General features: G+C 68.7%; 10 protein-coding genes. 2 read left to right on the top strand and 8 right to left on the bottom strand.

Annotated features, from left to right (window positions below; translation table 11 throughout):
* Positions 1-65 precede the first annotated feature (65 nt).
* Positions 66-443 (bottom strand): HesB/IscA family protein, encoded by a 378-nt coding sequence (locus JSQ98_RS03895; RefSeq protein ID WP_090149077.1) that lies wholly within the window; start codon positions 441-443, stop codon positions 66-68.
* Positions 444-588: 145 nt separating this feature from the next.
* Between JSQ98_RS03895 and JSQ98_RS03900 the strand changes: the two genes are divergently transcribed.
* Positions 589-1,158 (top strand): DUF3043 domain-containing protein, encoded by a 570-nt coding sequence (locus JSQ98_RS03900; protein WP_090149080.1) that lies wholly within the window; start codon positions 589-591, stop codon positions 1,156-1,158.
* On the opposite strand, the gene JSQ98_RS03905 is transcribed toward JSQ98_RS03900, so the two are convergent.
* The 7 genes from JSQ98_RS03905 to JSQ98_RS03935 all read right to left on the bottom strand — a co-directional run bounded on the left by JSQ98_RS03905 (position 1,155) and on the right by JSQ98_RS03935 (position 12,927).
* Positions 1,155-2,216: a quinone-dependent dihydroorotate dehydrogenase gene (locus JSQ98_RS03905; protein ID WP_211650394.1), complete on the bottom strand. Its 1,062-nt coding sequence runs from the start codon at positions 2,214-2,216 to the stop codon at positions 1,155-1,157. The two genes, JSQ98_RS03900 and JSQ98_RS03905, sit on opposite strands and share 4 nt — an antisense overlap.
* Positions 2,217-2,221: 5 nt before the next feature.
* Positions 2,222-2,716, bottom strand: coding sequence for a transcriptional regulator NrdR (gene nrdR, locus JSQ98_RS03910; protein ID WP_090149082.1), 495 nt, complete (start codon positions 2,714-2,716; stop codon positions 2,222-2,224).
* Positions 2,716-4,035 carry a histidinol dehydrogenase gene (hisD, locus tag JSQ98_RS03915; protein ID WP_211650395.1) on the bottom strand — a complete coding sequence of 440 codons (1,320 nt, stop codon included), beginning with the start codon at positions 4,033-4,035 and terminating at the stop codon, positions 2,716-2,718. Before hisD ends, nrdR begins: the two co-directional genes overlap by 1 nt.
* A gap of 53 nt (positions 4,036-4,088) precedes the next feature.
* Positions 4,089-5,633: a class I SAM-dependent methyltransferase gene (locus tag JSQ98_RS03920; protein ID WP_211648452.1), complete on the bottom strand. Its 1,545-nt coding sequence runs from the start codon at positions 5,631-5,633 to the stop codon at positions 4,089-4,091.
* Positions 5,634-5,706: 73 nt separating this feature from the next.
* Positions 5,707-7,158, bottom strand: a complete 1,452-nt coding sequence (locus JSQ98_RS03925; protein WP_211648453.1) for a glutamate synthase subunit beta — start codon at positions 7,156-7,158, stop codon at positions 5,707-5,709.
* On the bottom strand, positions 7,151-11,803 hold the full coding sequence (gene gltB, locus JSQ98_RS03930) for a glutamate synthase large subunit (protein ID WP_211648454.1): 4,653 nt from the start codon (positions 11,801-11,803) through the stop codon (positions 7,151-7,153). Before gltB ends, JSQ98_RS03925 begins: the two co-directional genes overlap by 8 nt.
* A 356-nt stretch (positions 11,804-12,159) precedes the next feature.
* Positions 12,160-12,927 carry an SDR family oxidoreductase gene (locus tag JSQ98_RS03935; protein WP_211648455.1) on the bottom strand — a complete coding sequence of 256 codons (768 nt, stop codon included), beginning with the start codon at positions 12,925-12,927 and terminating at the stop codon, positions 12,160-12,162.
* 158 nt (positions 12,928-13,085) lie between these two features.
* Between JSQ98_RS03935 and JSQ98_RS03940 the strand changes: the two genes are divergently transcribed.
* Positions 13,086-13,445 carry an RNA polymerase-binding protein RbpA gene (locus JSQ98_RS03940; RefSeq protein ID WP_090149102.1) on the top strand — a complete coding sequence of 120 codons (360 nt, stop codon included), beginning with the start codon at positions 13,086-13,088 and terminating at the stop codon, positions 13,443-13,445.
* Positions 13,446-13,465 lie beyond the last annotated feature (20 nt).

Raw genomic sequence — 13,465 nt, forward strand, 5'->3', positions numbered from 1 at the left:
AGACGGTTCCCCGAACCACCGAGGGGTGTCGTCATCTTCGGTCGCCGATGCATCCCGCTGCGCGGTCAGCTGAAGCTGTCGCCGCAGGCGCAGCTCCCCTGCGCGTTCGGATTATCGATCGTGAATCCCTGCTTCTGGATCGTGTCCTCGAAGTCGATGGTCGCCCCGTTCAAGTAGGGGATGCTCATCATGTCGACGACGACTCCGACGCCGTCGAAATCGACCACGGCGTCATTCTCGAGCTCGCGTTCGTCGAAGAAGAGCTGGTAGATCAATCCGGAGCAGCCGCCGGGCTGCACCGCGATGCGGAGGCGGAGGTCGTCCCTCCCCTCCTGGGCGAGCAGGCTGCGAACCTTGTCGCGCGCATCAGCGCTCAGCTGCACCCCGTGCGCAGGCTCTGCGGTGATGGAAGCGCCCTCTGGTGCGATCGTGTCGGTGCTCATGCCTAACTCCTTGCTCACGTCGTGATCGTTCTGCTTCCAGTCTACCGCTCGGGCGCGGCGGGGCGACCAAGTCGCGGTACGCTAGAAGTCTTCGGCGAACGCCGGGAGAGGCGGCGCGCACAGCGCCCGGAACGGGAGGATCTGCGTGGCTCAGAAGGGCGCTGCGAACGAGCAGGGTGCAACGGACGGCAGTGAAGCCGTCGTCGGAAAAGGACGCCCGACGCCGTCGCGCAAGCAGGCGGAGGCCGCGAACGCCCGTCCGATCGTCGGATCGCGCGATAAAGCCGCGATGAAGGAGCAGCGCCGTCAGCAGGCAGAGCTGCGCGAGCGCGCCCGCGTAGGCATGATGCAGGGCGATGAGCGCTTCCTGGGACCGCGCGATCGTGGGCCGCAGCGCCGGTTCGTGCGCGACTACGTCGACGCCCGCTGGAACGTCGGCGAGATGCTGATCCCGATGATGCTCGTCGTGCTCGTCATGACCTTCATCCCCGGCACCGTGCAGGTCATCAGCCTGTTCGTGATCTGGGCGTTCGTTGGTCTCGCCGTGCTCGACGCGGTCTTCCTGGGGATGCGTCTCAAGCGCAAGCTGTCGGAGAAGTTCGGCGAGGACCGCGTGCAGCCCGGGTTCCGGTGGTACGCGGCGATGCGCGCCTTCCAGTTCCGCCCGCTCCGCGCTCCGAAGGCCGTGGTGAAGCGCGGAGCGTTCCCCAGCTAGCGGGTGTCGGCGGGTGCGCCGCTCCCCCGGAATCCGGCGCGCTCCAACCCGCGATTGATGCTGCGCGCCCACATCGGGCCGGTATAGAGGAACGCGGTGTACCCCTGCACCAGGGTTGCGCCGGCGCGCAGCCGTTCGAGCACGTCGAAGGCGCTCTCGACGCCTCCGACGGCGATGACGCAGAAGCCCGGATCGGGCTCGACCGCCCGGATGCGGCGCAGTACCTCGAGCGAACGGTCTCGGAGCGGCTCGCCTGAGAGCCCGCCTGCACCGATCCGATCGATCTCAGCCGCTGACGCCTGCAGGCCGTCTCGCGACACCGTCGTGTTCGTCGCGATGATGCCGTCGAGACCCAGCCGCCGTGCGAGCGCGACGATGCCGTCGATCTGCTCGTCCTCCATGTCGGGAGCGATCTTCACGAGCAACGGGGTGCTGCCTGCGGCGTCGCGCACCGCGCTCAGCAGCGGTTCGAGCAGATCGAGCTCCTGCAGGCCGCGGAGCCCGGGCGTGTTCGGAGAACTCACGTTGATCGCGAGATAGTCGGCGACGGGAGCGAGACGCTGCGCGCTCCATACGTAGTCGGCGACCGCGTCCTCGACTTCGGTGACCCGGCTCTTTCCGATGTTCACACCGATGATGGGGCGTCGACGTCCCATGCGCGCACGCTCGACGCGGGGAACCGCGGCAGCAGCACCCCCGTTGTTGAATCCCATGCGGTTCACGAGGCCACGATCGCCGACCAGCCGGAACATGCGCGGCTTCGGATTTCCGTCCTGGGCATGTCGCGTCAGCGTGCCGACCTCGACGTGCCCGAATCCGAGCAGTCCGAGGCCGTCGATCGCCGTCGCGTTCTTATCGAACCCGGCCGCGATCCCGAAAGGACTCGGAAATGTCGTTCCGAGTGCGCGCACGCGCAGCACGGGGTCCGGACCGCAGAGCCGGCGAATGAGACCGCCGGCGATCGGCGCTGCCTGGATCACGCGGAACGCCCAGTGGTGGGCTACCTCGGGGTCCATTCGGCTCAGCACGGTCTTGAAGAGAATCGGGTACCAGCGCATCGCGGTCACTCCCCCTCGTGTGGTTCGGAGCGCGGGCCGCGCACGGCCGATCCGCTCGGGCGGGTGCGGAGCTCTTCAATCGCGGCGTCGAAGTCGGCGAGCGATTCGAACGCTTGATAGACACTGGCGAAGCGCAGATACGCGACCTCGTCGAGTTTGCGCAGGTGGGGCAGGATCGCGAGGCCGATCTCGTTCGCGTCGAACTGCGCGATACCGCTCGAGCGCACGGACTCCTCGACCTGTTGGGCGAGCACCGCGAGATCCGCCTCGGTGACGGGGCGCCCCTGGCACGCCTTGCGCACGCCGCTCATCACCTTCTCGCGACTGAACGGCTCGACAACACCGGAGCGCTTGATCACGGTCAGGCTGGCGGTTTCGGTGGTCGTGAATCGACGACCGCATTCGGGGCACTGCCGACGTCGGCGAATGGAGAGGCCGTCATCGGCGGTACGCGAATCGATCACGCGGGAATCCGGGTGGCGGCAGAATGGGCAGTGCATCAGCTGGACTTCTTTCCGGTCTCGAAACGCGCGCTGACGGCGTCGGCATGTGCGGGAAGACCCTCAGCTTCTGCGAGCGCACGGAGTGGCTCCTCCAGGTCACGGAGGGCAGCTCGGTCGTAGCTGACGATCTGCTGGGGTCGAAGGAAGGTGTGCGCGCCGAGGCCGGACGCGAAGCGCGCGGTACCGCCGGTGGGGAGCACGTGGTTCGATCCCGCGAGGTAATCACCCAGGCTCACAGGCGTGTACCCGCCGACGAAGATCGCTCCCGCATCGGTGATCTCGGCGAGCACCGCTGCGTCGTCGCGCGTCTGGATCTCGAGATGCTCCGGACCGTAGGCGTTGCTCACGCGAGCGGCCTCGCGAAGATCGTCGACGAGCACGATGCCTGACTGCGGCCCGGAGAGCGCTTCGGCGACCCGGCCTGCGTGTCGCGTCGCCGCGGCGCGCGATGCGATCTCGGCGGCGACCCGTTGCGCGAGCTCCTCGGAGTCGGTCACGAGCACGGACGCCGCGGCTTCGTCGTGCTCCGCCTGACTGATGAGGTCGGCTGCGACGAAGCCGGCTTCGGCTGAGGCGTCGGCGATGACGAGAATCTCAGTCGTGCCGGCCTCCGCGTCGATGCCGACGAGACCGGTCACCACGCGCTTGGCGGCCGCGACGAAGACGTTTCCCGGCCCGGTGACGACGTCGACCGCGTCGAGGCCGATGGCGGGGACGCCGTGCGCGAAGGCCGCGATGGCCCCGGCGCCGCCGATGGCGTAGACCTCCTCGATTCCGCAGAGGGCGGCAGCCCACAGCACCGCAGGATGCGGCAGGCCGGCGTTGTCCGCCTGAGCGGGCGAGGCGAGCGCAAGGCTCGGCACCCCGGCGGTCTGCGCGGCGATCGCGTTCATCACCACGGACGACGGGTACGCCGCCTTGCCGCCCGGGGCGTAGAGGCCGACGCGGCTGACCGGTTGCCACCGCTGACGGATGACAGCGCCATCTGCGAACCGGGTCACCTGCTCCTCGGGCACCTGGGCCGAGGAGCCGAGACGCAGCCGTTCGATCAGTTCGCGCAGCGCCGCTTCGACCGCCGGAGGGCAGTTGCGCAGCGCGTCGGCGATGCTCTCGCTCGGAACGCGGAGCAGATGTCCGTCGACACGGTCGAATTCGCGCGCCTGGTCGCGCAGCGCCGCTTCGCCGCGTGCGGCGACGTCGGCGACGAGCGGGCGGACTCGCTCGACCGCGATCTCGGCGCTCACCGCTGCGCGCGGCACCAGCTTGAGCAGTTCATCACGGGAGAGCGCGCGGCCCCGGAGATCGATCGTTCGCATCACCCGACCAGTCTACTGAGGCTGTCGCGCCCCGAAGCGCGGCAGCCACCGCCTCACGCGCCCGGAGCGAGCATGCCGAACCAGACAAGCTCTCGCACCCCGGTCACGAGAGCCTCCTGCGCGGCGGCGGCGTCGACGTCGAGCAGGGTCGCGAGAGCGTCGGCGATCTGTCGCAGCGAGAGTTCGCCGTCGCAGGCCCCGAGAGCTGCGGCGAGCAGGGTATCCGCCGCGACTCGGCGCGCGATCGGGCGCGCGGTCTCCAGAGTGATGCGACGCGGCGACTCCTCCCCCGGCTGGTGCTCGCGGATCTCGGCCACGGCCCCATCGAGCATCCATCTCGTCTCCAGCACAGCATCGGAGGAGGCGCGCGCCGTGGCGGCGCTCACCTCGAATGCTCGCTGCAGTGCGTCGCCGAGCCCTCCGGCATCTGAGAACGCGCCGGTCGCCGTGTCCAGGTGGACGACCGGCGGTGCGGATGCGTCTCCCGACACGCGCTGCACGCGCACCGAGCCGAGTCCCACCGCGGTGATGCGGCGTTCAGCGAAGTCATCGATCCAGGTTGCGAGCAGCCGCTCGAACGCGCGCTCGCCCGGCCGTGCGCCCCCGTCGCGCACCCAGGTCTCGGCATAGCTCGCCGGATCGACCCGGTCTCGCTCGATGACCCAGGCGTTCAGCGATCCCGCGGCGACCGCGGCCGCTCCGACCCACTCCGCGACGCGGGCGAGCCCGTTCGCGCCCCACGGCGACTCCCAGTTCGCGAGGCAGAGCAGGGTCCCCCCTGGTCGCAGGAACGCTGGGGCCGTCTCGATCACGGACTGCGCCAGGGCGTCTCCGGTGCGGCCGCCGTCCCGATACTCGTAGACCGGGGCGTCGCCCGTGCGAGGGGTGATGACGAAGGGCGGGTTCGACAGGATGAGGTCGAAGCGCTCCGATTCCACCGGTGCGAAGAGATCCCCCATTCTGAACTCGATGCGGCCGTCGACCTCGTTCAACCGGGCGTTCATCCGCGCGAGCCAGAGCGCGCGTTCCGAGATGTCCGTGGCGATGACCCGGTCTGCGTGCTGGGCGAGATGCATGGCGACGATGCCGCACCCCGTGCCGAGATCGAGCGCGGTATCGACTCGCGCCGACGGCGCCTGCGCGAGCAACGAGCGCGTCGCTCCGCCCACGCCCATCACGTGATCCCTGCGCGCGGGCGCACGCCGCAACTGGTCGTCGAGATCGGAGAGCACGACCCAGTGCTCGTCCGGGGAGACGCGCACAGGATTGAGCGAGAGCGCAGCGTCGAACCGAGGTCCGCTCGCATCTTCATCGGGCGCGGCGCCCACGAGGCCGAGTGCCACTGCGCCGTCAGCCCGCAGTTCGGGAAACGCGACGTCGAGTTCGCGCGGTGTCGTACCCGCGCCGAGCAGGAAGCAGCGCACCAGGATCGCGAGGGGCTCGCCCTCCCGTCCGATGAGTGCTCGGCGAGCCGGTGCGAAGACTCCGCGCTGCCGCGCGCCCTCGGCGGAATCGCCGAGCAGTGCCGTCACGGACTCAGCGGAGAATGCCGCCGACCGGAGGTCGGCGCGGAGACGATCGACGAGTTCTGCATGCACCCGCCCAGCGTAGTCGCAGCCGGAAGGCGTGCGCGCGCGCCGACACGCGGACGCGGGCCGACGCGACGTGCGATCACGCGAACGCGCGGTCGTGCGCGGTCACCGGGCTCGGCAGCACCGTTGTACCGGTGAGGTACTCGTCGACCGAGGCTGCGACCGCTCGACCTTCCGCGATGGCCCAGACGATCAGCGACTGCCCACGTCCCGCGTCACCCGCGACGAAGACTCCGGGCAAGCCGGTCGCATAGTCGCGGCCCCGTTCGAAGGCGCCTCGTTGCGAGCGTTCGAGCCGATGAGCCGGGTCCTCGATCTCCTCCGGACCGGTGAAGCCCATCGCGATCAGCACGAGGTCGGCTGCGAGCAGCTGCTCCGTGCCCTCCAGGGGCGCGCGCCCGGTTTCCGTGAACCCGGTCTCGGCGACGCGCAGACCGCTCACCTCGCCTCGGTCGTTTCCGACGAATTCCACCGTCGAGGCGAGGAATCGCCGCTCTCCGCCCTCCTCGTGCGAGCTCGAGACCTCGAAGAGCGTCGGGTGCACGGGCCAGGGCTGGCCCGCGGTGCGAAACTCCGAGGGCTTCTTGCCGATGGCGAGGTTCGTCACCGAGGCGGCCCCTTGCCGGTTCGCGGTGCCGATGCAGTCGGCCCCGGTATCGCCTCCCCCGATGACGATGACGTGCTTGCCTGCGGCATCGAAGGGCGTCGCGGCCAGCGCACCCGATTGCACACGGTTCGACGCGGCGAGATATTGCATCGCCGGCAGAATGCCCGCGTACTCGCGACCGGGGATGGGCAGTTCGCGCGCGACCGTCGCGCCCGTCGCGACGACCACCGCGTCGTACCTGCGGCGGAGTTCGCTCCATGACATGTCGCGACCGATCTCGACGCCGCAGCGGAAACGGGTGCCCTCCGCCTTGAGCTGCTCGATGCGGCGCATGACCAGGTGCTTCTCGAGCTTGAAATCCGGGATTCCGAAGCGCAGCAGGCCGCCCGGCTCTTCATCGCGCTCGTAGACGGCCACCGTGTGGCCCGCTCTGGTGAGCTGCTGAGCGGCTGCGAGTCCGGCCGGGCCAGACCCGACGACTGCGACGGTCTTGCCGCTGAGGCGCGATGGCGGTTGCGGGACCACCCACCCGTTCATGAATGCCTGATCGATGATGTTGTTCTCGATCTGCTTGATGGTGACCGCAGGCTGGTTGATGCCGAGCACGCACGCTGATTCGCAGGGTGCTGGGCACGCCCGGCCCGTGAATTCTGGGAAGTTGTTCGTGGCGTGCAAGCGCTCGATCGCCTCCCGCTCGCGCCCCCGGAACATCAGGTCGTTCCATTCGGGGATCAGGTTGCCGAGCGGGCACCCCTGATGGCAGAACGCGACGCCGCAGTCCATGCAGCGCGAGGCCTGCTTCGCGACCAGCTTCGGATCGGCCGGATCGACGACTTCGCGCCAATCCTGCAGGCGCAATGCGACGGGACGCTTCGGAGCGAGCTCACGCTCGCGAACCTGCAGGAATCCGCGGGGATCAGCCATGAGTCGCCTCCAGAATCTCAGACCAGACGCGGTCTCCATCAGGGTCAATCCCCTGTTCGCCGGCGCGCACTCGGATTTCGAGCACGCGCGAGTAGCCGCGCGGGATCAGACGGGTGAACCGGGCGAACGTCCGCTCGGGGTCGCGTTCGATGCTCTCGAGCAGTTCCGCCGCGACGCTCGATCCCGTCTGTTCTGCGTGACGCTTCACCAGGTCGATGATCTTCGCGCGCAGCGCCGCTTCCTCGCCGCTCGGAACGCCCGGCCCGCTCGCGCCGACGCGGCCGAAGCTCTGGAGCATCAGCGAGCCGGAGGTGAGTTCTGCGGAGTTGACGTGCGCGGGGTCGAGATCGAGCACCACCGCCTCTCCGCCCGACATCCCAGCGCCGATGTTCCTGCCCGTCGGTCCGAGAATGAGTGCGAAGCCTCCGGTGAAGTACTCCAGCGCGTGATCCCCCGTACCTTCGACGACCGCAGTCGCCCCCGAGCCGCGCACGAGGAAGCGCTCGCCCACCACGCCTGCGATCCACAGGGATCCGCTGGTCGCGCCGTATCCGATGACGTTGCCCGCGATGACGTTGCCGGAGGCCGGGTGGCCCGCCTCCGGATGCGGGCGGATGACGACTTCTCCGCCCGAGAGCCCCTTTCCGACGTAATCGTTGGCGTCGCCGACGAGCCGGAGGGTGATGCCGGTCGGCAGGAATGCCCCGAGGGACTGACCCGCCGAACCGGTGAGTGTGATGTCGATGGTCTCCGGCGTCAGCCCCTCCGCGCCGAAGCGTCGCGTGACGGCATGGCCGAGCATGGTGCCGACAGCGCGATCGATGTTGCGAATGGGCAGGTCGATGACGACCGGTTCCCGACGCTCGAGCGCGTCCGCTGCCATGCGTATGAGCGAGCCGTCGAAGTGCGCATCGATCTCGTGATCCTGCGCGCGCCCGTGCCGCCGGGGCTCTCCCTCTGCGAAGACCGGACCCCGCAGGATGGGTGTGAGGTCGAGACCCGAGGCCTTCCAATGGGAGATCGCCTCTTCGACGTCGAGGGCGGAGGTGTCGCCCACGGCCTCATCGAGCGAGCGGAACCCGAGGGATGCGAGGATCTCGCGCACCTCCTCGGCGATGAAGCGGAAGAAGTTGATCAGGTGCTCGGCCTGTCCGGTGTAGCGCGATCGCAATTCCGGATTCTGCGTCGCAACGCCGACCGGGCAGGTGTCGAGATGGCAGACGCGCATCATGATGCACCCGGAGACGACGAGAGGTGCCGTCGCGAACCCGAACTCCTCCGCACCGAGCAACGCCGCGATGACGACGTCGCGCCCGGTCTTCAACTGACCGTCCGCCTGGAGCACCACGCGTTCGCGCAGCCCGTTCAGCATGAGCGTCTGCTGAGCCTCGGCCAACCCGAGCTCCCACGGTGAGCCGGCGTGCTTCAGGGAGTTCATCGGACTCGCGCCCGTGCCTCCATCGTGCCCGGAGACGAGGATGACGTCGGAGAGGGCCTTCGCCACGCCCGCAGCCACGGGTCCGATGCCGCTCTGCGCGACGAGCTTCGTGCTGATGCGCGCAGAAGGATTCGCGCGCTTCAGGTCGAAGATGAGCTGCTTCAGATCCTCGATCGAATAGATGTCGTGGTGCGGCGGCGGCGAGATGAGCCCGACGCCGGGAGTCGCATGCCTCGTGCGGGCGATCCACGGGTACATCTTGGTCGGAGGGAGCTGACCGCCCTCACCCGGCTTCGCCCCCTGCGCGAGCTTGATCTGGATCTCGTCGGCGTGGGTCAGATACATGGAGGTGACGCCGAATCGCCCCGAGGCGACCTGCTTGATGGCGCTGCGCCGTTCGGGATCGAGCAGACGATCCTCGGCCTCCCCGCCCTCGCCCGTGTTCGATCGCGCCCCGAGCCGGTTCATGGCGATGGCGAGCGTCTCGTGCGCCTCGGGTGAGATCGAGCCGTAGCTCATCGCCCCGGTCGAGAAGCGCTTCACGATGTCGCTCACCGGCTCGACCTCGGCGAGCGGCACCGGGGGCCGTTGGGGCGAGAACCGGAACAGACCGCGCAAGGTCATCAGCCGCTGCTGCTGCGCGTTGACGCGCTCGGTGTAGGCCGAGAAGATGTCCCGTCGGCCGGTGCGCGTCGCGTGCTGCAACCGGTAGATGGTCTCCGGGTCGAACAGGTGCGGTTCCTCGCCGCGGCGCCACCGGTACTCGCCGCCCGTCTCGAGTGTGCGGTGGGCGCTCGCCGCAGGGTCGTCGGGGTACGCCGCCCGATGGCGGACGGCCACCTCTGCCGCGATGACGTCGAGGCCGACGCCGCCGAGGCGCGAGGTCGTGCCGGTGAAGTAGCGGTCGACGAGCTGCTGCGAGAGTCCGATCGCCTCGAAGGTCTGAGCTCCGCAATAGGACGCGACGGTCGAGATGCCCATCTTGCTCATCACCTTGAGCATGCCCTTGCCGAGCGCTTTGATGAGACCGGCGATGGCATCGGTCTCCGAGCGATCGGCAATCGAACCATCGCGAACGAGCAACCCGACCGTCTCCATCGCCAGGTAGGGGTTCACCGCTGCCGCGCCGTATCCGATGAGCGCCGCCACGTGGTGCACCTCGCGCACGTCCCCCGCTTCTGCGACGAGGGCGACGCGCATGCGCAGGCCCTCTCGGATCAGATGGTGATGCACCGCCGAGACGGCGAGCAGCGACGGCACGGGCGCGAGATCCTTGTTCGAATCGCGGTCGGAGAGGATCAGGAACTCCGCTCCGGCCTCGATCGCGGCGCTCGCCTCAAGGCACATCGTCTCCAGGCGATCGGCCAGTCCTCTGGCCCCGGAGTCGACTTGATACAGGCCGCGAAGGGTGACGGCTCGTTCTCGCTCCGGGTCGTCGCCGAAGTGCTGGATGCGGGCGAGTGAATCGTTGTCGATGACCGGGAAGTCGAGGATCACCTGGCGCGCGTGCTCCGCGGACTGGCTCAGGAGGTTCTCCTGCGGCCCCATGCCCGCGCGGAGACTGGTGACGAGTTCTTCGCGCAGCGCGTCGAGCGGCGGGTTCGTCACCTGGGCGAACTGCTGCACGAAGTAGTCGAAGACGAGGCGCGGCCGGTCGGAGAGCGCGGCGATCGGCGTGTCCGTTCCCATGGCCGCGAGCGGTTCGATGCCGTCGCGCGCCATGGGCATGAGGAGCACGCGAAGCTCCTCCTCGGTGTAGCCGAACGTGCGCTGGCGTCTTTCGATCGATGCCGGCGGATGCACGAGGTGCTCGCGTTCCGGCTGCTCTGAGAGCCGGATCCGCCCCTCTGCGAGCCACTCGCCCCACGGCGCGGCGGCCGCGAGTTCCAACTTCACCGCCTCGTCGTCGCGAATGACGCCGCTCGCGAGGTCGACGGCGAGCATGCGACCGGGCTGCAGACGGCCGCGCCGCACGACGCGCTCCGGGGCGATGTCGAGTACGCCGGTCTCGCTCGCGATCACGAGCATGCCATCGGAGGTGACGAGGTAGCGTCCCGGTCGCAGGCCGTTGCGGTCGAGCAGTGCGACGAGCTCCTGCCCGTCGGTCGCGATCATCGCGGCGGGTCCGTCCCACGGTTCCATGACGAGCGAGTGGTACTCGAGGAAGTCGACGAGAGCCGGCGACATGCCGGGCTCGGATTCCCACGCCTCTGGAACCATCATCGCCAGTGCGTGCGGCAGCGTGCGGCCCGCCATGACGAGCAGTTCGAGCACCTCGTCGAAACTCGCGGAGTCGCTGCCTCCGGCGGAGCAGATCGGGAGCAGCGGCTCGATGTCTCCGATGTGCTCGGAGGCCAGTTGGGCTTCGCGCGCCCGCATCCAGTTGCGATTGCCCCGCACCGTGTTGATCTCGCCGTTGTGCGCGACGAGCCGCAGCGGCTGCGCGAGATGCCATGAGGGGAAGGTGTTCGTGGAGTACCGGGAGTGCACGATGGCGAAGCGGCTCGTGAAACGAGCATCGGTGAGCTCGGCGTAGAAGCCGGGCAACTGCAGGGTGGTGACCATTCCCTTGTACACGATGGTCCGGGAGCTCAGCGAAGGCAGGTAGCTGCCCGTCTCGTGCTGCACGCGCTTGCGCACTCGGAAGGCTCGGCGTTCGAGCTGGTCGGCCGAGAGCGCCGTTGCGGCAGCCGGCACGAGCACCAGCTGTTCGATGAGCGGACTCGCGACGCGTGCGCTCTCCCCGAGCACATCGGGTCGCACTGCGACCGGGCGCCATGCGAGGACCGACAGTCCCTCCTCCGCCGCGATGGCGGCGATGCGGTACTGCGTGGCACGCCGCTCGGTCGATGCTTGCGGGAGGAACGCCAGCCCCGCGGCGTACGCGCCGGGCTCTGGCAGATGCAGGTGCGGATCGAGGCGGGCGAGCTCCTCGCGGATCAGCGCGTCCGGAAGGTCGGTGAGGATGCCGGCGCCGTCTCCCGTCCCAGCATCGGACCCCACCGCGCCTCGATGCTCGAGGTGCTCGAGCGCTTCGAGCGCCATCTCGATGATGTCGTGGCTGGCCTCCCCGGTCAGCGCGACCACGGAGGCGAGCCCGCATGCGTCGCGCTCATCCGCAGGATCGTAGAGTCCGACGGCGCTCGGGAGGGCCGATCCCGGCATGGAGGGGTGCACCGGATGGGAATTCGGCGAGCGCTCGGGCATCGACGTCCTCTCGGTCGACGGGACGTCGTCGGTCCCGGTACGAAGCCGCGCTGCTCGCGCGAGTCCAGAGGCGGTCCGGGCGGCAGGGCGGTGGCTGAGCTCCGAATGTAGCACTTCGTTTCTTCGACGAAATACGCGGCTGCTCGCATCTTGTGCCCCGTATTCGGAGGCGCGCCATCTGTTGCCGAATTTATGACGGAAGTTATTGACTTTTGCCGCACGCGACTCCGACGCGAAACACTCTTGAAACACGGCGGGGCCGCCGTGCAGCCGGGACACGCAGAACGCGGTGTTCGATAATCGGATTCGACCCTCTCGGCCGCTCAGATATCGAACACCGCGCTCGTGCCCCGCGCTTACGCCTCGGCGTTGAAGCTGCTCGTGTCACCCACCAGGCGCGTGTAGTCGTCCGGAACCGGATCCACCGCCGCGCGCGCCACTTCTGCCGCGAACTCCGATACGTTGTACAGCTTGCCCGCCTCTTCGCGCCGCGCTTCGATGGCACCGGGGTTCAGACGGTTCAACAGGGTGGCCGTCACCGTCCCCTCGATCATGTCGCCCGACACGACCGTGAACCCGATGCCTCGCGCAGCGAGCTCGGGAATGAGTTCCCGCAGTGCATCCTCGCCCGCTCGCTTCGATTCGGCCACGGGCACGTACTCCGGCATCGTCGGAGTCGTCCGGATGAAGTGAGCCTGGTGACTCGTGACGAACACCACACGCGCCCCCTCGCCCATCAACGGCAGCGCGGCGTCGAGCACGGACAGCTGCGCATCGCGGTTGAGACGCAGCGCGTAGTCCTCGCCCATATTGCTCTCCATGCCGCCGGAGGCGTTGAGCACCAGGATGTCGAGTCCGCCGAACTCCTCCCGCACGGCCGCCATCATGGCCTGCACGGAATCCGGGTCGGTCAGATCTGCACCCTGCACGAGCGCACGCACGCCGAGTTCGCGGAACTCCGCAGCGAGTTTCTCGGCGCGCGGCGCCTTGTTCCGGAAGTTGACGACCACGTCCGCACCCGCCTGCGCGAAGTAGCGCGCAGTGTCGGCACCGACGCCGCGAGATGATCCCGTGACGAGCGCGCGGCGGCCGGCGAGGCTGCCGGGTTCGAGAATCTGGGTCACATGTACTCCTCAATCGTGGTGATAACCGTCGTCCCAGGGTACTGGACGGCCAGCAGTTGCCCAGGTCGGGGCTATCGCCGGGGCACCGCAGGCGGGTACCCTGCAAGAGGAGGCACGGCGCCCCGGCAACGTGGGCGTCAGACATGAGGGGGTTCCACATGGCCGATCGAACACTCCGCGGGACGCGCATCGGCGCGACCAGTTTGCAGGGTGAAGAAGGCGTCGAGCTTTCCCCCCGCCGTTCAGTCGAGTACCTCACGGACCGCGGGGTCCGATTCACGATCATGTTCGACGCTGATGCCGAGCCGCCCGCCGAATGGGTGGACCAGAAGAGCGGCGAGGTCGGATTCCTGGACGACGAGGCGGGCCGCGCCGCGAGGGCCGAGTTCGAGGAGAAAGAGTCCTCTCAGCGCACACCCTGGGACATGCTCATCGAGCGACGCAGTCGCGAAGAACTCGAAGAACTGCTCGAGGAGCGCTTGCGATTGCTGCGCTCGCGACGCGGCTCCGCTCAGTAGCCGCTTCTCGGGCGATCGAA

It is taken from the genome of Leucobacter manosquensis (assembly GCF_018304845.1).
GTDB lineage: Bacteria > Actinomycetota > Actinomycetes > Actinomycetales > Microbacteriaceae > Leucobacter > Leucobacter alluvii.